The sequence below is a fragment of the Pseudoduganella sp. GW821-FHT11H04 genome (assembly GCF_058807935.1).
In genome coordinates this window covers 45,556-67,454 of sequence record NZ_JBXARE010000020.1, presented here as the reverse complement: position 1 = coordinate 67,454, position 21,899 = coordinate 45,556, and the positions used below count along the sequence as shown (strand labels likewise).

Below are 21,899 nucleotides of genomic sequence, written 5' to 3'. Positions count from 1 at the left end.
TCAGGATGCGGCGTCGAGCGACTCGGCGCCGGTCATCAGCGATTCCACCGCGCGTTCGAATAGCGGCGCATATTCCAGCGGCCGCAGACTGCCTTCGCGCATGGCTGCCAGCAGCGCGGCGCGCGAATATACCAGCGGCGCGGACTGGCCCTGCGCGGTGAACAGGAAGCCCGCCTTGCGCGGCGCCACTGCGCTCAAGCGCCATGGCATATAGCTTTCGTCGGACAGAAGTTCAAAGCCGTTGCCGGCGTGCGCCCAGACCAGCAGCTCATCGTCGTTGGAAGCGGCTGTGGCCAGCGCAGGATCCGGCTGCACCGTGGCGAGGATGCCGTGAAGGGCGAATTCGGCGCGGAACTGGCTCTGGCCCGGCAGCGCGTCTGCGCGCATGCCATCCGCCGCCAGGGCGAGCGGCTGTTCCAGGTCGATGGAGCCAAAGCGTGCGCGCAGTCCCGCCACGCTCATGCGCGGCAAGGTTGACGGCGGCAGGCTGTTGGACAGTACGTCCATGTGCAGCGATACCAGCTGGTCCAGCGCCGCCTGCGCTGCTGCTTCCTGCATGCCGATCATCGCCAGCCCGGCGCGCAGTTCGCGGCCCAGTGCAGGCAGCATTTTCATCAGCGCCGCGCGTTCTTCCGGCGCCACCTTTTCCTGTGCGCTCCAGACCAGCTCCGGCAGCAGCTTGCCGTAATTCGGCTCGCGGCCATGCGTATGCACCATCACCTGTGCCCAAGTGCCGGTGATGAAGTCCATCATCCGGCGGTCGACGTGGACCGATTCCAGCTGGCCGCGCAGCGCATCGGCGACGGCGGCCAGTTGCGGCGCCACTTCCACCGCGCGTTCGAAGGCGGGCATGCTGCGGCGTACGATCGGGTCGCATTCGCGCAGAAGGCTGCTCAGGAAGCCATCCAGCTCTTCCTCGGCATTCGCGAAGACCGCGGCGTCGCGTTCGTATTGTTCGAGCACCATGGTGACCAGGCGTTCGACTTCGCCTTGCAGCGGCTGCAGAAGCGGCGAGTCGGCGCCGATGCCGGCGGCGGCGCTGCCGATGCGGTCGAGCAGGCGGCGGCCCGGCAGGTGGGCGCCTTGCAGCACGTCCAGGTCCTGCAGCGCGGCCCGCAGGAAAGGCGCGTGCAGGCGGCACAGTTGTTCGCGCATGACCTTCGGCAGCAGGTCGTCGTTGAGGATGAATTCAAACAGCATGCCGACCAGCTCCACCACGATGCGTTCGGAGCCGGGTGGCAGGTTGGCCAAGCGGTCAAGCAGGGCAAGCGGTGCTTGCGGACCGGAGCTGAGTTGTTCGCGCTGCAGCTGGCGTAAGGCGCCGTCGAGCTGTTGGCGCAGCTGGCCTTGCGCGGGATGTGTGCCGTGCTTCATGCCGGACGGCGTGAAGAAGCTGTAGACCAGCTCCTGCAGTTCAGGCTTGGCGAACGCGTGTTGCGCCATGCCCGGCTGACCGCCGTGCTGCGGCATCGCTGGCAGCCCACCCGACAGCCCGCCCGGCAATACTCCTGGCTGCATACCCTGCGGCATGCCAGGTATTACGCCTTGCGGCAGGTCGAAATGCTGTTGCTGGATTTGCTGCTGCAGGGCGGCGAGGCGCTCCACGCGCTGGCGCATGGCGGCGTCGGCATCGCCCTGGCCGGTGACGGCACGCTGCCATGCCAGGCGTTCTTTCTCGCGCTTGTTCAGGGCAGTAGGCCGCGCCAGCAGACGCGAACGGATGCCGCGCGATTCGAACACTTCGCGCAGGCGGGTGTAAAAGTCGCCCAGTTCGATGGTCATGGCGTCCGACAGCACGTCGAACAGCATCTTGCCCTGCGCCTCGTCGGTCACCATGGCCTGCAGCCCGTCGTACAGGGCGCGTGCCAGCAGGTAAGGGCGGAATGGGTTTTCACGTTCGCGCACTTCGCTGTCGCCATGCATCTGGGCGATGATCAGGTTCAGGTGGCCCAGGCTCAGTTCATCCGCGTCGCGCAGGCGCAACAGCAGGCGCTCCACCTCGATCTGGCGGGTCACCACTTCATCTTCAACCAGGGACAGGGTGTCGGCGCGGAAGTCGTGCAGGCCGGTGCGCAAGTCGGTGTGCATGGTCTGCATGGCGCGCGTCAGCAAGGCGGCATACGCACGTTCCATGCGCGCGCGCAGTGCGGCACCTTGCTCGCGCAGGAAGATGCGGCAGGTGCCAGCCATACGCTGTTCCGCCATTGGCGCCGTGCGCGTGGTTTCACCAAGCGCCGCATCGGCCCGATCGGTCATCCGCCTGCACAGGGTGCCAAATCCGGTTTGCGCTTCTTCGAGGGCAAGCGCGAGCACCCGTTTCAACGTTTGCATATGCTTCAATTCTATCGAAATGTTGCACTCGAAAGCCAACAAATTAACGGTTAAAATGTGTCTAAATGCAATTTTCCATGCTATTTCTACAGGAGTTTCCTGCATGCGTACAGCGTTATTGGCCTCGCTGGTCTTCGCCGCAGCGTCGGCCCATGCCGAAGTTGGCCTGGTAGGAACCCTCAAGGAGAAGGCCCTGCTGACGGTCAACGGCGCGCCGCCCAAGACTTATCCGGTAGGCGCCAGCCTGCCTGATGGCAGCAAGCTGGTGGCCGTGTCCTCCGGCGAAGCGACCATCGAAGAACATGGCAAGCGCTACTCCATCCGCCTGGGCGAGTTTGTCGCCCCCGCAGGCATCAGCAAGAACCTCGTGCTGTCGCCCGACCATTTGGGCCACTATAACGTACAGGGCGAGATCAATGGCGTCCCCGTGAATATGCTGCTCGATACCGGCGCGTCGCTGGTTGCCCTGCCGGCCGATATGGCGCGCAGGATGGGCATCGATTACCGCAAGAAGGGCCAGCCCGGGTGGACTTCCACCGCCAATGGCAATTCCCAGGTGTGGATGGTCAAGCTCGATAAAGTGAAGATTGGCGATATCGAATTGAACTATGTCGACGCCACGGTCAGCGAAAGGGGGCTGGACGTCGTCTTGCTTGGCAATTCGGTCCTTAAGCGCCTCGACATGAAGACCGAAAACGGTTCTCTCACCCTGACCAAGCGTTAAGCGGCCGTTGCCTCGGCCAGGCGGTTCTCGTACAGGGCCGCCACAACGTCGGACTGGGTCACGATGCCGGCGAAGCGGTTTTCCATGTCCACCACGGGAATGTGGTGGAAGCCCGAATCGGCCATCAGGGGCACCAGCTCCGTGATCGGGGTGTCGACGCGCGCAGTACGCGGGTTCTTCACCATGATCTGTCCCACCACTTCCGGCTTTTCAGAATGCGTGGTGCCGCTAGGGCGCAGGAAGTCGCGCAGCTGGCGGCGCATGCCGTGGTAATCATGCAGCCCGCCGTGCGTCATGAAGTCGCTGGTGGTGACGATGCCGATCACGCGCCGTACCCGGTTCAGCACCGGCACCGCGGCAATGCGGTGATCATGCATCTCACGCCAGGCCTGTTCCAACGGTGTGGCAAATTCCGCCGTCACCACATCCTGCGACATGATTTCGCCGCAGGTGATGATGCCGAAGCGGCGCTGGTAGGCGCGCATTTCCGTTTTCAGGAACAGTTCTTCCAAATCGTCGCGGCTGATGTCGAGCACCTGGTTGTACTGGCGCAGCACTGCGTTCAGGTCTTCAGGCTGGAAACCCAGGCGCACCGTCGGCACCTGGTCCTTGGTGGCGTGCGGATTGGGATGGGCCAGCAGCTGCATGTGCGGATAGCGGCGGCCGGTCAGGTTGTTGTAGGCGATGGCGGCTGCTACGATCACCACGCAATCGAGCAGCACCGGGCCGAGCGCAAAACCAAAGCCCATGGCGTGGATTTTCGGGCCGCCGATCACCACCATCAGGGCGGCGGCGCCGCCAGGCGGGTGCAGGCAGCGCAAGGCGAACATGGCGGCGATGGCAAGCGGCGTGGCAAGGCCGATGGCCAGCGTGCCGGCGCCGAACAACTTAACGCACAAGGCGCCCGTCAGGGCCGACACCACGTTGCCGCCAATGACCGACCAGGGCTGGGCCAGCGGGCTGGCGGGCAGGCAGAAAAGCAGCACGGCGGAGGCGCCGACCGGGGCCACCATCCAGATGGCCTGGTCTCCCAGCATGAAGTGGGCAACGACGGCGGTGAGCAGCAAGCCAAGCAGGGCGCCGCAGCTGGCGCGCAGGCGTTCGCGCTGGCTGGTGTTGCTGCGGGCGGGGATCAGCGAGAGAAGCAGGGATTTCAGCATCCGGGCATTATCCCACGGATGGCGGTAACTCTCAGCCGCCCGCCCCGTGCGACACCAGGTCAAGCGGCAGGCTGGTGGTGTACTTGATTTGCTCCATCGAGAAGGCGGACGATACGCCGGTGAGCTGGGCGGCCTTGATCAGCTTTTTGTAAAAACGGTCATACCCTTCGATATCGGTGGTCACCACTTTCAGCAGGTAGTCCACGTCGCCGCTCATGCGGTGGAATTCCTGTACCTCGGGCAGCGCCTCCACGGCGGCGGCGAACTTGGCCAGCCACTTTTCATCATGCTGGCTGGTACGCACGCTGACGAAGACGGTCACCGGCAGGCCGGCCTTGCGGCGGTTGATGATCGCCACGCGGCGCTCGAAATATCCATCCTCCTCCAGCCGTTTCAGGCGTTTCCAGCAAGGCGTGGTCGAAAGGCCAACCTTTTCCGCCAGCTCTGCCACAGACAGCGTGCCATCCACCTGCAAAGCCCCCAGGATCGCGTAATCGTAACGGTCGAGATCGTTCATTTTTATTTATAACGATATTTGGAATGATTATTCTACATTGTGGCTGCTTTGGAGTAATTTTGGAATGGGCAATTCGGCGCCATTTCGTAAACTATCCCCATGAGCAAAGAAATCTATCTCGACGGGAATGCCACCACCTGCGTACTGCCGGCCGCGATCGACGCGGCAGTGCAAGCCATGCGCGAGTGTTTTGGCAATCCAAGCAGCACCCACGCCACTGGCCTGAAGGCCAAGGCCATGATGGACACCGTGCGCCAGCGCGCCCGCCGCCTGCTGGGCGTGGGCACTGGCCGCATCATGTTCAATAGCGGCGCCACCGAAGGCATCCAGACCGCCGTCCTGTCGGCGCTGTGCGCGCTGCGCGAACGCCGCGAGCGCGGCGAAACCATTGGCAGCCTGCTGGTCTACGGCGCCACCGAACACAAAGCGGTGCCGGAAGCGCTGGCGCACTGGAACCGTTTGCTGGGCCTTGGCCTGGAACTGAAAAAGCTGCCGGTCGACGGCGATGGCCGGCATGACCTGGCCGCGCTGCGCGCGCTCGCGCCGCAAGCGGCCTTCGTCTGCACCATGGCGGCCAATAACGAGACCGGCGTGGTGTCCGACCTGGCCGGCATTGCCGCCGCGCTGGAAGGCAGCCAGGCGCTGTGGATGGTCGATTGCGTGCAGGGCCTGGGCAAGCTGGCGCTGGACCTCGGCCACACCCGCATCGATTACGCCCCGTTCTCCGGCCACAAGCTGTATGCGCCAAAAGGCATCGGCATGCTGTATGTGCGCGAAGGCGCGCCATACACTCCGCTGGTGATGGGCGGCGGCCAGGAAGCGGGCCTGCGTTCCGGTACTGAAAACATGGCGGGCATTGCGGCGCTGGGCGCCGTGCTGGCCGCGCTGGAAGAGGGCGGCACTTTCCGCTCGCCGGCCGAATTACACGGCTTCCGCGACAAGCTGGCGACCAGCCTGCGCGCCGCCTTCCCTGGCATTGTTTTCAACGCCCCGTTTGAAAAAGCATTGCCGACGACCCTGAACTTTTCCGTTCCCGGTTTGTCGAGCAAAGAGTTGCTGGACGTGTTTGACGCTGCGAACGTGCGCGTCAGCGCGGGCAGCGCCTGTTCTGCGTCCAAGGCCGCACCGAGCTATGTGCTCGACGCTATGGGTTTGCCTTCCTGGCGCAGCAGCAGTGCGGTGCGCATGTCGTTTGGCCCATTGGACAGCGAAGAAACCATTAACGAAGCTTGTGCGCGCATTGAGCGATGCGGCAAGGCGTTGCGCGATGCGGGCATGATGGATACGCCGGTGTCGGGCGCAGGCGCCAGGGTGCCGGAAGGCGTGCTGCAACTGAGCCTGGCGGGCAAGCACACATGGCTGCTGCTGGACGCGCCATCGCGCCAGTGCATCGTGATCGACCACCAGCCGGAGCTGGCCGAGCGTATCGACAGCCTGCTGCGCAGCCACGGCTACAAGTTGCTTGAGCGCTTCAGCACGCGTGATGGCGGCTCCTGGCCTGCCGATACTGCGAGCCTGGACTTCGGCGTACATACGCTGCGCCGCGTGGCGCTGGATGCGAACCAGCTGGCCTACCTGCTTTGCAGCGGCGACCTTGTCGATTACGCCTTCACCGGCGTGGCGGCATTGTCTGAACTGGCGGGCAAGGTCCCGGCCGATGCGCTGGTGTGCACGGGCCGCGAAGAGTTGAATGCCTGCTGCACCAGCCTTCGTGCAGAAGAGCAGGGCGGCGTTGCCGGCACTGATCTGAACCTGGATAGCATCGCGCTGGCGCGCCTGCTGGAAGCGCATCCGCAAGCGGTGCTGGTGGACGTGCGTGAAGTGTATGAGCAGGCTGCCTGTATTCCTGGCGGGCGTGCCGCGCAGAGCGTGCCTTTGAGCCGCCTGGCGGGCTTCGTGCCTGGGTGGCTGGCGGACGCCGAACAACCGCCGCTGGTGTTCTTCTGTCGTAGCGGAAACCGTAGCGCCAAGGCCGCACAGTGCTTGCGCAAGCTTGGCTACCAAAATGCTTTCAGCCTGGGCGGAGGAATCGCCCTGGCTTCACCAGCGCTGGCGCTGGCTGCCTGACACTTTTGCGAAGTGTATCCTGTTCGCGGCGGCCTTTTGGTCGCCGCTTTTTTTGCTTTTAAACCGGCAACCCGATGTCTGACCCGCAGGGTCAGACACCCGGCCTGCGGCAGTCGCGTACCAGTGTCGGACCCTGCGGGTCAGACACTGCAGTACCGGTTTAGAACTTCATTTCCAGCATCGCGCGGAACTGGGCGTAGGTCGGCGTGATCGTGGTGTCGCTGCGCAGGGCGCTCGCTTCCGCGTAGGACGATTGCGACAGGTTATCCTGGTGCAGCATGTTCGAAGCCGATACACGCAGTTGGGTCTTCGGCGAGAATTTCCACAGGCCGTATACGTCCAGTGCGCGCTTCGGCACCGAGTAGGCGTACTGCTTGTCGGAGATGCGCACATCGCCGCCGCCCTGGTAGGAGTAGGAACCGCCCAGGGTCAGGGGCAGCTTGTCCAGCTTCCAGTCCGCGCCCACGGTGCCGCTGACCGGCACTTGTTGGTCCAGGCGATTGTTCGGGCCCGGCACGGTATCCAGCTTCGACCAGTTGCGCGTGATGTTGGCGCGCAATTCCACGCTCGGCGCATCCTTCATGATCGCGCGCAGCGGCAGCTTGGCTTCCAGCTCCACGCCGTAGGTGTTGGCGGTGCCGGCATTGACCGGACGCGAAACCCAGGCGCCATCGATAAAGTCCACACGGCGGCGCGTAATGTCCTCGATGCGGCGTGCATAGGTGCTGGCCGACAGCAAGCCGCCGCCTTCACCCAGGTAGTGCTCGAAAGCCAGGTCCAGGCCCCAGGCCAGTTCCGGCTTCAGGTTTGGGTTGCCCATGAAGTCGGGCGAAGTCGAGCTGTTGTTGTTGGAAGTGAAGCGGCGTGGAATCAGGTCGCCCACACCCGGAGCCTTGTAAGTACGGGTCAGGCCGAGTCGCACCTGGTCCTTTTTCTTCTCGCCCAGCTTGTACATGGTCTGGAACAGCGGGCTCAGGACGCTGGAGTTGTTGTCGATGCTGCCGTAATCGCTGCCGGTGCTCTTGATGTTCACGCCTTCCCAGCGCAGGCCGAAGTATACGGACCAGCGGTCGGTCACATTCCATTCATCCTGCGCGTATGCGGCGAGGCGGGTCACATCGGCGGAATACACCTGGTCCAGGTTTTCCGGCGAGGTACCGGCCGGTGCGCGCAGGTATTGCTCGCGCTGGATGCGGTCTTCATCGCGCTTGCTGTAGCCGATGTCCCAGCCGGTTGCCAGCGCATGGCCGGGCACGATAGGGCTGGAATATTTGCCGGTGGTGGTGAAGCCCTTGTCGGTCGATTCGGAGGTGATGGTGCGGGTGCGGTCGAACAGCGGGCCGGTTTGCAGGTTCGGCGCTTCCACCTTGCGGTGGTTGTAGTTGATGCCTGCCTTCATATCCAGCTTGGCGCCATCGGCCAGCGGGCGGGCCCAGCTCAAGTCGGTGCGGAACAGCTCGAAGTCGGCCTTGATGTCCTGGTTCAGGCCAGTGAACATCGGCTCAGCGCCGAGCAGGGTCGTGACTTGTTCGGTGTTATGGGCGCGGAAGCTGTTGAGCGCGAGGAAGCTCTGCGAAGTGATCACGTCGCCCGGCTTGATCGCGTAATTGATGCGCGGCGCCAGGTTGAAGTTGCGGAAACTGCCCTCGCTGGTGTCCTCGGCGCGGCGCAGCAGGGGCGCGCTGCCGGAAGCTTCGGTGATGACGTGGCTTGGGCGGTCGATGTCGGCGTAAGTCATGCCGCCGCCGATCGAATACGACCATGGGCCCTTGCGGTCCGACATCTGCAGGTTCAGGCTGCCGCCCGGGTGGCCGTTCTCCGACTGCAGGCCGGCCTTGATCTCGGTCTGCGCGGTGGAGATGGCGCGCTTCAGTACGATGTTGATGCCGCCGGCGATAGCCTGCGTGCTGAATTCAGCGGTCGCCGCGCGCATCACTTCAATGCGCTCGATCATGTCCGGCGTCAGAGAGTCGAGCGAGAAGCCCGGTGGCGCCGGTTCGCCATTCAACATGATGGAGGTGTAGCCGCTGCCCAGGCCACGCATGCGGATATTGCCGCCGCGGCCCTGCACGCCGTCCAGGGTGATGCCGGGCAGGCGCTTGAGTACCTCGCCGATGCTGGTGTCGCCGTTCTTCAGGATTTCTTCCTGCGTCACCACGATCTTGGTGGCGGTGTCGTTGCGGCGGATATCCATGGCCGCGCTGCCCTTGATTTCAACCTTTGGGGTGACCTTCTCGGCGGCAGGCTGGTCGTCGGCATAAGCGGCGTGCAAAGCCTGGACGATGAGCAGGAGGGGCAGGGCGATTTTCTTCATACAAATGGTAGTGGCTTTTAAGAAACGCAACAGGATACACCGGCCGGCGCGCTGGCCGAACGATTGGGCAGGTTCAGTTACAAATGGATAACAATGGAGCGAGCGTGACTGTACAGTGAGGCAAGTTCTCCTGCCAGCAAACTGTGACAGACGGTCGAATTCGAGGGATGGGCCGCATATAAACTTTCGATTTTCTTTCGCTGTTGACTTTTGATGTTTCGATATGATCTCATATGCAAGATTTGATTCTTTCGAAAAGGGGAAAAGCTTGCGACATAGAGGGATGAAACGCCTGGCCGTGCTGGGTACGATGATGATGGCGGCGCTGGGCGCCCAGGCGGCTGCGCCGCATTTCACAGTGGCCGGCGACCATTTCGAACTGGACGGCATGCCCTATGTGATCCGCTCCGGCGAGATGCACTATGCGCGTATCCCGCGTGCGTTCTGGCGTGAGCGGCTACAGCAGGCGCGCGCCATGGGCCTGAACACCGTCACCACCTATGTGTTCTGGAACCTGCACGAACCGGAACCGGGCCGTTTCGACTTCAGCGATAACTTGGACCTGGCCGCCTTCATTCGCTCCGCCAGGGAGGCGGGGCTGAATGTGGTGCTGCGTCCCGGCCCCTATGTTTGCGCGGAGCTGGACTTCGGCGGCTTCCCCGCCTGGCTGCTGCGTACGCCCGGCTTGCGCGTGCGCAGCATGGATCCGCGCTACATGGAAGCAAGCGCGCGCTACCTGAAGCGGGTGGCGCAGGAAGTGGCGCCGCTGCTGTCCTCGCGCGGCGGCCCGATCCTGATGACCCAGGTCGAAAACGAATACGGTTCCTACGGCGACGACCACGACTACATGGCCGCCATGGAGAAGCAGGTGCGCGATGCCGGCTTCGACACGCCGCTGTTTACTTCCGACGGTCCCGATCCCAGCCTGCTCGACCGCGGCACCCTGCCCGGCGTAACGGCCGTGGTCAATTTCAACGGCAAGGTGGATGAAGTGAAGGACGCCTTTGCGCAACTGGCCGGCTTCCGCCAGAATGTGCCGCGCATGGCAGGCGAATACTGGGCCGGCTGGTTCGACGCCTGGGGTTCGCGCCACAACCAGACCAGCCCGAAGATGGCCGCCGACGCGGTGGACTGGATGCTGGGCCAGGGCATCTCGTTCAACCTGTACATGGCGCACGGCGGCACCAGCTTCGGCTGGCAGCCAGGCGCCAATGGCCAGGGCACCACCTACACGCCCGATACCACCAGCTACGACTACGACGCCGCCATCGACGAAGCAGGCCGGCCGACGCCGAAGTTCTTCGCCATCCGCGAAGCCATCGCGCGCCACCTGCCGCCGGGCGAGCGCTTGCCGGACCTGCCCAAGGCCACCCCGACCATGACCCTGCCGCGCATCACGCTCGATGAATCGGTGGCCATGGTCGACGCGCTGCGCAAGCCGACCGCATCGCACCTGCCGCGCAATATGGAAGCGTATGGGCAAGGCTACGGCTTCATCGTGTACCGCAAGCGTTTTGCAGACGGCGCCAGCGGCAAGCTCGACCTGGGCAGCGTGCGCGATTACGCCCACCTGCTGGAAGACGGCGTCACGTTCGCCACCCTGGACCGCCGCCGCAACGAGCACGAAACGGACATCGACCTGAAGGCCGGCGGCACCTTGGACATCGTGGTCGAAAACATGGGCCGCGTGAATTTCGGTCCGCTGCTGCCGGATGAGCGCAAAGGCCTGGTGCGTCCTGTGCGCCTGGCAGGCAAGGCCTTGCTCGACTGGGAAGTGTTCAATATGCCGCTGGCCGACTTGAGCGGCTTGCGCTTCGCCAAGGGAGCACCTTCGCGCCGCGGTCCGGCCTTCTGGCGCGGCCACTTCCGCAGCGACGCGGCAGGCAGCACCTTCCTCGACATGCGCGCGCTGGGTAAAGGCCATGTCTGGGTCAACGGCCATCACCTCGGCCGCTACTGGCGTGTTGGTCCGCAGCAAAGCTTGTTCCTTCCAGCTCCATGGCTGAAAAAAGGCGAGAACGAAATCATCATCCTCGATCTCGACGGCGCGAAGGAAGCGCCGAGCGTGCAAGGCTTGCCTGATCCGGTATTCAGGACGCCGGGTTAGCCAAACCTATATGTACGCTAGCGAACAGTCGTCTTCCGTGCGCCCGCCTAACATTCTTTGAAAGATACTGCCCGTCTACGCGGCGGTGCGAAGAATAAAGCGAGGCCACCTTGAAAGAGCATCTATTTTTTTGGCCGGCCCCCAGTGCCGGGTTCAAGGAATCGGAATCGGGCTCCCTGGAACGGGGAGCTGGCGAGGAAGACGATTTGCCGCTGCGCGGAGAACTGTTCAGCGCGCAGCAGATGGAACACCATGGCCGTTCGCTGGCGGCCAGCCATGAACTCAGCAAGCGCGGCGGCGGGGATCGCCTGCTCGCGCGGCTCAGCGAAAATGAAGCGCTGATCGCGACTACATGCGAAGGCTTGACCGAGGCGGTGAAGGAGGGGCGCCAGGTCACGCCCGCTTCCGAGTGGCTGCTCGATAATTATTACCTGATCGAAGACCAGATCCGCACCGCGCGGCGTCACTTGCCGAAGGACTACAGCAAGGAATTGCCGCGCCTCGCGAAAGGCGCACCGGAGGGCACGCCGCGCGTCTACCAGATAGCGCTAGAGATCATCGCCCACGGCGACGGCCGCGTTGATCCGGAAAGCCTGTGCCGCTTTGTCGAGGCCTACCAGGAAAAGGAAACGCTGAAGCTGGGCGAGCTGTGGGCGATCCCGATCATGCTGCGCCTGGCGCTGATCGAGAACCTGCGCCGCGTGGCCGCGCGCGTGGCGGAAAACCGCTTCCAGCGCGACCTGGCCAACGGCTGGGCCGACCAGATGCTGGAAATCGCCGACAAGAACCCGAGCGGCTTGATCCTGCTGGTAGCCGACATGGCGCGCTCCGAGCCGCCGATTACCAGCGGCTTCGTGGCCGAACTGGCGCGCCGCCTGCAGGGCCAGAGTCCGGTGCTTACACTAGCGCTGAACTGGATCACTTACCGCCTGGCGGAGGCGGGCCAAACCGTCGAGCAGCAGATCCAGGCCGAGATCCATTTGCAGGCGGCGGAGCAGGTGTCGATCTCCAACAGCATCGGCAGCCTGCGCTTCCTCGGCACCATGGATTGGCAGGAATTCGTCGAGACCATGAGCGTGGTCGAGCAGACCCTGCGCGAAGACCCGTCCGGCACCTATCCGGACATGGACTTCTTCACGCGCGACCAATACCGTCACTGCGTGGAGCGCATGGCCCGCTATTCGCCGGCCTCGGAAGCGGAAGTGGCGCAGCAGGCGCTGGAACTGGCGCGCACCCGCGCCGGCGACCACGACACCCGCCTGCATCACGTCGGCTACTACCTGGTAGGCGACGGCATGCTGCTGCTGGAACGCCAGGTTGGCGTGCGCCTGCCGCCGCTGCGGTCCCTCAAGCGCACTTTGCGTACTTCGCCGCTCCTGTCTTACCTGGGCGCCATTGGCGTGTTGTCGGTGATCGCTACCGCGCTGATGCTGGAACGCGCCTGGCGCGACGGGGTGCAGCCATGGGCGCTGATCGTGCTTGCCATCCTTGGCTTGATGGGCAGCAGCCAGCTCGCGCTCGCGCTGGTGAACTGGGCGGCGACGCTATTCGTCGAGCCGCGACCCTTGCCGCGCATGGACTTCCGCAATGGCATTCCACCGGAAGCGCGCGCCATGGTGGTGGTGCCGACGCTCTTGTTCAGCCGCGAAAATGTCGACGAGCTGTGCGAGCAGCTGGAAGTGCGTTTTCTCGCCAATCGCGACCCCAACCTGCGTTTCTGCCTGCTGACCGACTTTGCGGACGCGCCTGAAGAAATCCTGTCGACCGATGCCGCACTGACCGAACGCGCCGCCGCCAATATCGCGCGGCTGAATCTCAAATACACGGAAGAAGGCGCCGCCGCGCCCTTCCTGTTGCTGCACCGCCCGCGCCGCTGGAACGCATCGCAGCGCGCCTGGATGGGCGAGGAGCGCAAGCGCGGCAAGCTGTCCGACCTGAACCGCTTCATGCGCGGTGGCGCACAAGAGGCGTTTTCCCTGATCGTGGGCGATATCGAAGACCTGGCATCGTTCAAGTATGTGATCACGCTGGACACCGACACCCAGCTGCCGCGCGATGCGGCGCGCCAGTTCGTCGCCACCATGCGCCATCCACTGAATATGCCGCGCATCGATCCCCGCCTGCGGCGCGTGGTGGCCGGCTACGGCGTGCTGCAGCCGCGCGTGACGGTCAGCCTGCCAAGCGATGACGCCTCGCACTATGAAAAGCTATGCGGAGGCGAGCCCGGTATCGACCCGTATACACGTACGGTCAGCGATGTGTACCAGGACGTATTCGCGGAAGGTTCCTTCATTGGCAAGGGCATTTACGACATCGACGTGTTCGAGGAAGTGCTGGGCGAGCGATTCCCGGACAACCGCATCCTGAGCCACGACCTGCTGGAAGGCTGCTACCTGCGCGCGGGCTTGCTCAGCGACGCCCAGCTGTATGAACACTATCCGGCGCGCTACCGCGACGACGTGAGCCGGCGCCAGCGCTGGATGCGGGGCGACTGGCAGCTGCTGGCGTGGCTGGCGCCGCGTGTGCCGCTGGCCGGCAGGAAGCATGAAGCGAATCCGCTGTCCGCCCTGTCGCGCTGGAAGCTGTTTGACAACCTGCGCCGCAGCCTGGTGGCGCCGGTTCTGACGCTGTCCTTGCTGATGGCCTTTGCCTCGCTGCCGCATCCATGGTTCTGGACTTGCGCCGTGCTGGCCATCATCTTCCTGCCGCCGCTGGTGAGTGCCGCCTATGACTTGCTGCGCAAGGGGCCGGATACCTTGTGGAGCCAGCACGTGCCGGCTTCGCTGCAGCGCGCCGGACTGCAGTTCTCGCACGCCGTGCTGACGCTGGTATTCCTGCCGTATGAAGCCTTTGTCAGCCTGGACGCCATTGTCCGCACCGGCTGGCGCCTGCTGGTCTCGCGCCGCCGCCTGCTGCAATGGAAAGCTTCGGCACTGGCGCGTTCAGGAACGAGCTTGGCCAGCAACTGGAGCACGATGTGGGTATCGCCGCTACTGGCGCTGGGCGCAGGCGTGGCGCTGGCGATGCTGCGCCCTAAAGCCTTCGAAGCCGCCTTGATCTTCCTGGTGGCGTGGTTCGCCGCGCCGCTGGTGGCCTGGTGGATCAGCAAGCCTATTGCGCGCGTGCAGACCGCCCTCAATGAGGACCAGCACATCTTCCTGCACAAGTTGTCGCGCAAGACCTGGCTGTGGTTCGAGACCTTCGTCGGGCCGGAAGACAACTGGCTGCCGCCGGATAATATGCAGGAGCATCCGAGCCAGGTGGTAGCGCACCGCACGTCGCCAACCAATATGGGCATGGCGCTGCTGGCCAACCTGACTGCCTTCGACTTCGGCTACATTACCGGCGGCCAGTTGGCGGCGCGCACGGCCAGCACACTGGACAGCATGTCGCAGCTGGAACGCCACCAGGGCCACTTCTACAATTGGTACGACACGCAGTCGATGAAGCCGCTGCTGCCGATTTACATTTCCACCGTCGACAGCGGCAACCTGGCGGGGCATTTGCTCACGCTGCAGGCCGGCCTGGTCGGTGTGGGCGAAACCCCGATCGTGCACCCCAACCTGGCGCAGGGCCTGGCCACCACCTGCGCCCTGGTGCGCGAGACGTTGGTTTCGGCCGGCGGAGCGTCGGCCGAAGTGCTGGTGGCGCTGGAAGCCGCCATCGCCGCACCTCTGCCCGCCGTTCCGGCCAGCTTGCGCCAGCAGCGCGCCTGGCTGGTGCGCGCCTGCGACGGTTGCGAACAATTCATGCGCCAGGCCACTACCCCGCTCGACCCGCAACTGGCGGCGTGGGCCGGCGCCCTGCACGCGCAATGCCGCGGTGCGCTGGACGAACTGGATTCCTTCGCACCCTGGATCACAGCGCAGACGGAGGCGCAGTACGACACCACGCTGGACCGCATCCCCACGCTGCGCGAGCTGGCAAGCTGGCCGCTGCCCGGCGCCGCCATGAGTGACCTGGCGCCGGAAGAACGCGAACGCCAGCAGCAGCTTTCGGCCCTGGTGGAGCAGGGCGCCGCCCGCGCGCGCGAAAGGCTCGACATCTTGAATCGCCTGTCGCACCAGGCCAATGAATTCGCCCAGGTGGAGTATGGCTTCCTGTTTAACCAGACCACCAAGTTGCTGGCCATCGGCTATAACTTGAGTGAGCGGCGGCTTGATGCGAGCTGCTACGACTTGCTGGCTTCCGAAGTGCGCCTCGCCAGCTTCGTCGCCATCGCCCAGGGCCAACTGCCGCAGGAGCACTGGTTCGCCATGGGCCGCCAGCTGTGCATCGTGCACGGCCAGCCGGTGCTGCTGTCATGGAGCGGCTCGATGTTCGAGTACCTGATGCCGCTGCTGGTGATGCCGACTTATCCAAGCACCCTGCTGGACCAGACTTACCAATCGGTGGTGGCGGCCCAGGTGGAATACGCCAAGCAGCGCAATGTGCCATGGGGGATTTCCGAGTCCGGCTACAACACGACCGACGCGGCGCTGAATTACCAGTACCGGGCCTTCGGCGTTCCCGGCATCGGCTTGAAGCGTGGCCTGGCGGAGGACCTGGTCGTGGCGCCCTATGCCACCATGCTGGGACTGATGGTCGATCCGGATACTTCCTGCCAGAACTTGCAGAGGATGGCGGCCATGGGTTTCATCGGCCGCTACGGCTTCTACGAGGCGATCGACTACACTGCGGCGCGCCTGCCGCGCGGCCAGCAGTACGCCATCATTAAATCCTTCATGGTGCACCACCAGGGCATGGGATTGCTGGCCTTGAGCTATGTGCTGAACGACCGGCCTATGCAGCGCCGCTTCGAATCCGATCCATTGCTGCAATCGACGCTGCTGGTGCTGCAGGAACGCAGCCCGCGCATTGGCGCCTTCCATTCGGCCAGCGCCGAGCAGGCCTCGGTGCGCAGTACGGCGCCGGAGCAGGCTGCGCCGATGCGCATCATGAGCCAGCATACGCCGCCGGTGCCGGAGACCCAGCTGCTGTCCAACAGCCGCTATCACGTGATGGTGAGCAGTGCCGGCGGCAGCTACAGCCGCTGGAACAACCTGGCGGTGACGCGCTGGCGCGAAGACAGCACTTGCGACAACTGGGGCCAGTTCTGCTACGTGCAGGACGTCGAAGACGGCGCGGTCTGGTCCACCACCTACCAGCCGACCAAGGCCGAGCCGAAGCGGCTGGAAGTGATCTTCTCCGAAGGCCGCGCCGAATTCCGTCGCAGCGACAACGACATCGAGCTGTACACGGAAATCGTGGTCTCGCCGGAAGACGATATCGAGATGCGCCGCACGCGCGTGACCAACCATTCCGACCGCCGCCGCATCATTGAATTCACCAGCTTCGCCGAAGTGGTGATGGCGCCGGCGCCGGCCGACAACGCGCACCAGGCCTTCAGCAAGCTGTTCGTGCAGACCGAAATCGTGGAGGACGAAAGCGCCATCCTGTGCACACGCCGTCCGCGCGGCAAGGACGAGAAAACGCCATTCCTGCTGCATGTGATGACGGTGCATGATGCGCAGGTGCAGCAGGTGTCCTACGAAACGGACCGCGCGCGCTTCATCGGCCGCGGCAACACGGCGCAATTGCCGCTGGCAGTGCAGGAGCCGGGGCCGTTATCCGGCAGCGAAGGCTCGGTGCTTGATCCTGTGGTGGCGATCCGCTACCGCATTGCGCTGGAGCCGGGACAGGTGTCCGTGGTCGACGTGGTGACAGGCATGACCGACACGCGCGACGCGGCGCAATACCTGATCGACAAATACCAGGACCGCCATATGGCGGACCGCGTGTTCGAACTGGCCTGGACCCATAGCCAGGTGGTGCTGCGCCAGCTCAATGCCAGCGAGGCCGAGGCCCAGCTGTATGCGCGGCTGGCCAACCATGTGATCTATCCGAATTCCGCGCTGCGGGCCGACCCGGGCATCCTGGTGCGCAACCAGCGCGGCCAGTCCGGCCTGTGGGCTTACGCCATCTCCGGCGACTTGCCGATTGTGCTGATGGAGATCCGCGACGCATCCAATATCGAGCTGGCGCGCCAGCTGGTGCAGGCGCACGCCTACTGGCGCTTGAAAGGGCTGGTGGTGGACCTGGTGATCTGGTACGAAGACCGTTCCGGCTACCGCCAGGCGCTGCACGACCAGATCATGGGGCTGATCGCCTCCGGCATCGACGCGCAGGCGATCGACAGGCCGGGCGGGATCTTTGTGCGGCCGACCGAGAGCATTTCGCCGGAAGACCGCGTACTGCTGCAAACGGTGGCGCGCGTTTTCCTGAGCGACGAGCGCGGCACGCTGTCCGAACAGCTGAAGCGCGGTGTGGCGCCGTCGCTGCGCATGCCGCCGCTGCTGGCCGAGCCGCGCAGTGAAATCTCCGAGCGCGAACGCGGCGCCGGGCCTGCGGGAGTGCCGCTGCCAGCGGACCTGATCCTGGCCAATGGCCTGGGCGGCTTCACACCGGACGGTAAGGAATACGTGATTTCCACCGGCGCCGGCCAGCGCACGCCGCTGCCCTGGTCGAATGTGCTGGCCAATCCGCAATTCGGCAGCGTGGTATCGGAAAGCGGGCAAGCGTACACCTGGCAGGAAAACGCCCACGAGTTCCGCCTGACGCCGTGGCATAACGACCCGGTATCCGACCTGAGCGGTGAAGCTTTCTACCTGCGTGACGAACAGACGGGGCGCTTCTGGTCACCGTGCGCCTTGCCGGCGCCGGGGGCTGGCAGCTACCTCACGCGCCATGGCTTCGGCTATTCCTCCTTCGACTATGCCGAAGCAGGGATCAGCAGCCGCATGACTACTTTCGTGGCGCTGGACGCACCAGTGCGCTATACCGTGATCCGCCTGCGCAACGATTCCGACGTGGTGCGCAAGCTCTCCGTGACGGGGTATGTGGAATGGGTGCTGGGCGATATGCGCTCCAAGTCCGGCATGCATATCGTGACGGAGATCGACCCGGTGACGGGCGCCCTGTTCGCACGCAATGCCTACAACACGGAATTTACCGGCCGCGTGGCCTTCTTCAATGCCGACGCCTCGGTGCGCACCGTAACCTGTGACCGCACCGAATTCATTGGCCGCAACGGCAGCCTGGCGCGTCCGGCAGCGCTGCGGCGCTTGCGCCTGTCGGGCAAGGCCGGCGCAGGGCTGGACGCCTGCGCGGCGATCCAGGCTCCGTTCGAGCTGCAGCCGGGGCAGGACCGCGAGATCGTCTTTGTACTGGGCATGGGCGGCCGCCGCAACGCCGACGCCGCCAATATCGTGCAGCGCCATGGCGGGCGAGGTGCCGCGCTACAGGCCCTGTCCGAAGTGCACGCGCATTGGGAAAAAGTGCTGGGCGCCGTGCAGGTGCAGACGCCGGAACCCGAGCTCGACGTGCTGGTGAACGGCTGGCTGATGTACCAGACCATCGCCTGCCGCATGTGGGCGCGCAGCGGCTACTACCAGAGCGGCGGCGCCTTCGGCTTCCGCGACCAGCTGCAGGATGCGATGGCCATGGTGCACACGCGTCCCGACATCCTGCGCGATCACATGGTCTTGTGCGCTGCGCACCAGTTCGTGGAAGGCGATGTACAGCACTGGTGGCACCCGCCGTCCGACCGCGGCGTGCGCACGCACTGCTCGGACGATTACCTATGGCTGCCGCTGGCCGCATGGCGCTACGTCGCCAGCACCGGGGATATGTCGGTGCTGGACGAGAAGGCGCCTTACCTGGAAGGCCGCCCGGTGGCGCCGGAAGAGGACTCTTATTACGACATGCCGACACGCTCGGCGCAAGTCGGCGACCTTTACGAACACTGTGTGCGCGCCATCCGCAACGGCCTGCGCTTCGGCGAGCATGGCTTGCCCCTGATCGGTTCCTGCGACTGGAACGACGGCATGGACAAGGTGGGCGAACATGGCAAGGGCGAGAGCGTGTGGCTGGCCTGGTTCCTGATCGAAGTACTGCAGCGCTTTGCCGAAGTGGCCGACAGGCGCGCTGACACCTCCTTCGCGGAAGAATGCCGCAACGAGGCCAAAAAGCTGGCCGCCAATATCGAAGCCCATGCCTGGGACGGTGAATGGTATCGCCGCGCCTACTTCGACGACGGCACGCCGCTGGGCTCCGCGCAGAACGAGGAATGCCAGATCGACTCGATTTCGCAAAGCTGGGGCGTGCTGACCGGCGCCGCCGACAAGACGCGCGTGGAAGGTGCAATGGAACAGGTGGACAAACGCCTGGTGCGGCGCGATTTCGGCCTGATCCAGCTGCTCGACCCGCCGTTCGACAAGTCCGACCTGAACCCCGGTTATATCCGAGGCTACGTGCCGGGCGTGCGCGAAAACGGCGGCCAGTATACCCACGCCGCCATCTGGACCGTGATGGCCTTCGCCCGCTTGGGTGATATCGAACGCGCCTGGGACCTGATGCGGATGATTAATCCGGTTCGCCACGGCTCCGACCCCGAGTCGAGCCAGCGCTACAAGGTTGAACCGTATGTAGTGACGGCCGACGTCTACGCGGTCGAACCGCACGTAGGCCGCGGCGGCTGGAGCTGGTACACCGGCTCTTCTGGATGGATGTACCGCCTGCTTCTCGAGTCCCTGCTCGGGTTGACGCGCCAGGCCGACAAGCTGCTGCTGTCGCCGCGCCTGCCTGCTGCCTGGCCCGGCTTCACGCTGCACTATAAGCATGGCAGCAGCACCTACGTCCTGCGCATCACCCGCGGCGAAGCCAGCGCATCGCCAACCGATATCGCCCTCGTCGACGACGGCAACACTTACGAGATCGATATCAAGGTTTGAAAAAGGGGTACGTCCCCTTTTTCGGGTGTGCTATCCTCTGCGCGCTTGTAACAACAGAGAGATGCCATGTTCCGACTGTCTTTGCCGGCCGCTGCGCTGGCCGCAGCTTTTGCGATTCCCGCCTGGGCGCAGGATCCGCTGAGCTTTGCCCGCTATGACCAGGTGCGCACCACCGACCTGCACCTGGACCTGAAAGCCGACTTCGCGCGCAAAACGCTCGATGGTTATGCTGAGCTGACGTTGAACTGGATCGACAAGTCTGCGCGCACCCTGGTGCTCGACACCCGTGCGCTGAAGATCGCGCGTGTGCAGGTGCGCCGTCCGGACGGCAGCTGGGCGCCAGCTTCCTTCATGCTCGATAAGCAGGATGAGAAAAAGGGCCGTGCCCTGCGCATCGCCTTGCAAACGCAGCCGGAAAAGGTGCGCATCTATTACCGCACCGCACCTACCGCCAGCGCGCTGCAGTGGATGAATCCAGAGCAGACCCTGTCCGGCAAGCGTCCGTTCATGTTCAGCCAGTCGGAAACCATCGACGCCCGTTCCTGGGCGCCGGTGCAGGATACGCCCGCAGTGCGCTTCACCTACAGTGCCCGCATCGACGCACCCGCCGGCATGCGCGTGGTCATGAGCGCGGAAGGCGACCAGCACGCCACCGGCAAAGGCGGCTGGTCCTTCAAGATGCCGCAGCCTATCCCGGCCTACCTGCTGGCCATCGCCATCGGCGAAATCGAACTGCGCAACCTGGGCCCGCGCACCGCCGTGTACGCGGAGCCTGGCCGGATCGACGCCGCCGCTTATGAGCTGGGCGACACCGAGAAAATGGTGAACGCCGCCGAATCCCTGTACGGCCCATATCGCTGGGGGCGTTACGACATGCTGGTGCTGCCGCCATCGTTCCCGATCGGCGGCATGGAAAACCCGCGCATGACTTTCCTGACCCCGACCATGATCGCGGGCGACCGCAGCCTGAACGACCTGATCGCGCATGAACTGGCGCACAGCTGGTCGGGCAACCTGGTCACCAACGCTTCGTGGAAGCACTGGTGGCTGAACGAGGGCTTCACCACCTACGTCACCACGCGCATCGTGGAAAGCCTGTACGGCAAGGACGTGGCGGACATGAACCTGCAAGTGGAGCAGGCCGAAGCCGTGACGTCGCTGAAGGACATCCCGCCCGCCAAGCAAGCTTTGCTGACCAAGGATCCCGACACCAACCCGGACACCTACACCGACGAAGGCCTGGCCTATCCAAAAGGCGCCTGGCTGCTGCACACACTGGAGCAGCGCGCCGGGCGTGAAGTGTTCGACCCGTTCCTGCGTGGCTGGTTCGACCAGCATGCCTTCCAGTCGGCGACCACCGACGAATTCGTGGACTACCTGCGCAAGAATCTGTTGACGAAGAATCCCGCCATCATGGGCGATGCGGAGCTGGATGAATGGCTGCACGGCAGCGGCATCCCTTCCACCGCGCAGTACGTGAATTCGCCGCGCCTGGCCGCGCTGGACGCCAAGCGCGAATCCTGGCTGAAAGGCGAAATGAGCACCAGCCAGCTGGAGACGCCGGGCTGGATCGCCCTCGAATGGATGCATTTCCTGAACGGCATCGACGGCAAGGCCAACGCCGCCCAGATGAAGGAGCTGGATGATGCGTTCAAGCTGCGCGAAACGAAGAACAATGAGATCGGCTTCCGCTTCCTGCTGGCGTCCGTGCATGCCGGCTATGGCGTGCGCGAGCCACTGAATGCCTTCCTCATGAGCGTAGGCCGTCAAAAGTTTGTAGTCCCGCTGTACAAGGCGCTTCTGGCCAACCCGAACGAAGCTGCCTGGGCTAAAGGCGTTTATGCCAAGGCCCGCCCTCGTTACCACCCTGAGACCCAGGGTTCCGTCGACAAACTGCTGAAGAAATGA

9 protein-coding genes are annotated in these 21,899 nt (G+C 64.3%); 5 read left to right on the top strand and 4 right to left on the bottom strand.

Annotated features, from left to right (window positions below; genetic code table 11):
• Entirely contained in the window at positions 1 to 2,331 is a 2,331-nt protein-coding gene (locus AC1RTP_RS26555) for a DUF1631 family protein (RefSeq protein WP_498611640.1), read from the bottom strand.
• Positions 2,332 to 2,434: 103 nt separating this feature from the next.
• On the opposite strand from AC1RTP_RS26555, the gene AC1RTP_RS26550 reads away from it, so the two are divergent.
• On the top strand, positions 2,435 to 3,055 hold the full coding sequence (locus tag AC1RTP_RS26550) for a retropepsin-like aspartic protease family protein (protein ID WP_498611639.1): 621 nt from the start codon (positions 2,435 to 2,437) through the stop codon (positions 3,053 to 3,055).
• Here the strand turns inward: AC1RTP_RS26550 and AC1RTP_RS26545 are convergent.
• A complete protein-coding gene (locus tag AC1RTP_RS26545) occupies positions 3,052 to 4,215 on the bottom strand; it encodes an HPP family protein (protein WP_498611638.1) in 1,164 nt (387 codons plus the stop codon). The genes AC1RTP_RS26550 and AC1RTP_RS26545 overlap by 4 nt on opposite strands.
• 31 nt (positions 4,216 to 4,246) lie before the next feature.
• Positions 4,247 to 4,732, bottom strand: a complete 486-nt coding sequence (locus tag AC1RTP_RS26540; RefSeq protein ID WP_155452674.1) for an Lrp/AsnC family transcriptional regulator — start codon at positions 4,730 to 4,732, stop codon at positions 4,247 to 4,249.
• Between the two features lie 99 nt (positions 4,733 to 4,831).
• On the opposite strand from AC1RTP_RS26540, the gene AC1RTP_RS26535 reads away from it, so the two are divergent.
• On the top strand, positions 4,832 to 6,799 hold the full coding sequence (locus tag AC1RTP_RS26535) for an aminotransferase class V-fold PLP-dependent enzyme (protein ID WP_498611637.1): 1,968 nt from the start codon (positions 4,832 to 4,834) through the stop codon (positions 6,797 to 6,799).
• Between the two features lie 160 nt (positions 6,800 to 6,959).
• Here AC1RTP_RS26535 and AC1RTP_RS26530 read toward each other — a convergent pair whose 3' ends face one another.
• Positions 6,960 to 9,113, bottom strand: coding sequence for a TonB-dependent receptor plug domain-containing protein (locus tag AC1RTP_RS26530; protein ID WP_498611636.1), 2,154 nt, complete (start codon positions 9,111 to 9,113; stop codon positions 6,960 to 6,962).
• Positions 9,114 to 9,396: 283 nt separating this feature from the next.
• Between AC1RTP_RS26530 and AC1RTP_RS26525 the strand changes: the two genes are divergently transcribed.
• The 3 genes from AC1RTP_RS26525 (at position 9,397) to AC1RTP_RS26515 (ending at position 21,899) form a co-directional block, all read left to right on the top strand.
• A complete protein-coding gene (locus AC1RTP_RS26525; protein ID WP_498611635.1) occupies positions 9,397 to 11,220 on the top strand; it encodes a glycoside hydrolase family 35 protein in 1,824 nt (607 codons plus the stop codon).
• 242 nt (positions 11,221 to 11,462) lie between these two features.
• Complete coding sequence (locus AC1RTP_RS26520) at positions 11,463 to 19,991, top strand: GH36-type glycosyl hydrolase domain-containing protein (protein ID WP_498611662.1); 8,529 nt, start codon at positions 11,463 to 11,465, stop codon at positions 19,989 to 19,991.
• 66 nt (positions 19,992 to 20,057) lie between these two features.
• Positions 20,058 to 21,899, top strand: coding sequence for a M1 family metallopeptidase (locus AC1RTP_RS26515; RefSeq protein ID WP_498611634.1), 1,842 nt, complete (start codon positions 20,058 to 20,060; stop codon positions 21,897 to 21,899).

Bases quoted from the DNA above. Each gene is read 5' to 3' on its own strand.
- AC1RTP_RS26555 (WP_498611640.1), bottom strand. From the start codon at position 2,331: ATGCAAACGTTGAAACGGGTGCTCGCGCTTGCCCTCGAAGAAGCGCAA.
- AC1RTP_RS26550 (WP_498611639.1), top strand. From the start codon at position 2,435: ATGCGTACAGCGTTATTGGCCTCGCTGGTCTTCGCCGCAGCGTCGGCC.
- AC1RTP_RS26545 (WP_498611638.1), bottom strand. From the start codon at position 4,215: ATGCTGAAATCCCTGCTTCTCTCGCTGATCCCCGCCCGCAGCAACACC.
- AC1RTP_RS26540 (WP_155452674.1), bottom strand. From the start codon at position 4,732: ATGAACGATCTCGACCGTTACGATTACGCGATCCTGGGGGCTTTGCAG.
- AC1RTP_RS26535 (WP_498611637.1), top strand. From the start codon at position 4,832: ATGAGCAAAGAAATCTATCTCGACGGGAATGCCACCACCTGCGTACTG.
- AC1RTP_RS26530 (WP_498611636.1), bottom strand. From the start codon at position 9,113: ATGAAGAAAATCGCCCTGCCCCTCCTGCTCATCGTCCAGGCTTTGCAC.
- AC1RTP_RS26525 (WP_498611635.1), top strand. From the start codon at position 9,397: ATGAAACGCCTGGCCGTGCTGGGTACGATGATGATGGCGGCGCTGGGC.
- AC1RTP_RS26520 (WP_498611662.1), top strand. From the start codon at position 11,463: ATGGAACACCATGGCCGTTCGCTGGCGGCCAGCCATGAACTCAGCAAG.
- AC1RTP_RS26515 (WP_498611634.1), top strand. From the start codon at position 20,058: ATGTTCCGACTGTCTTTGCCGGCCGCTGCGCTGGCCGCAGCTTTTGCG.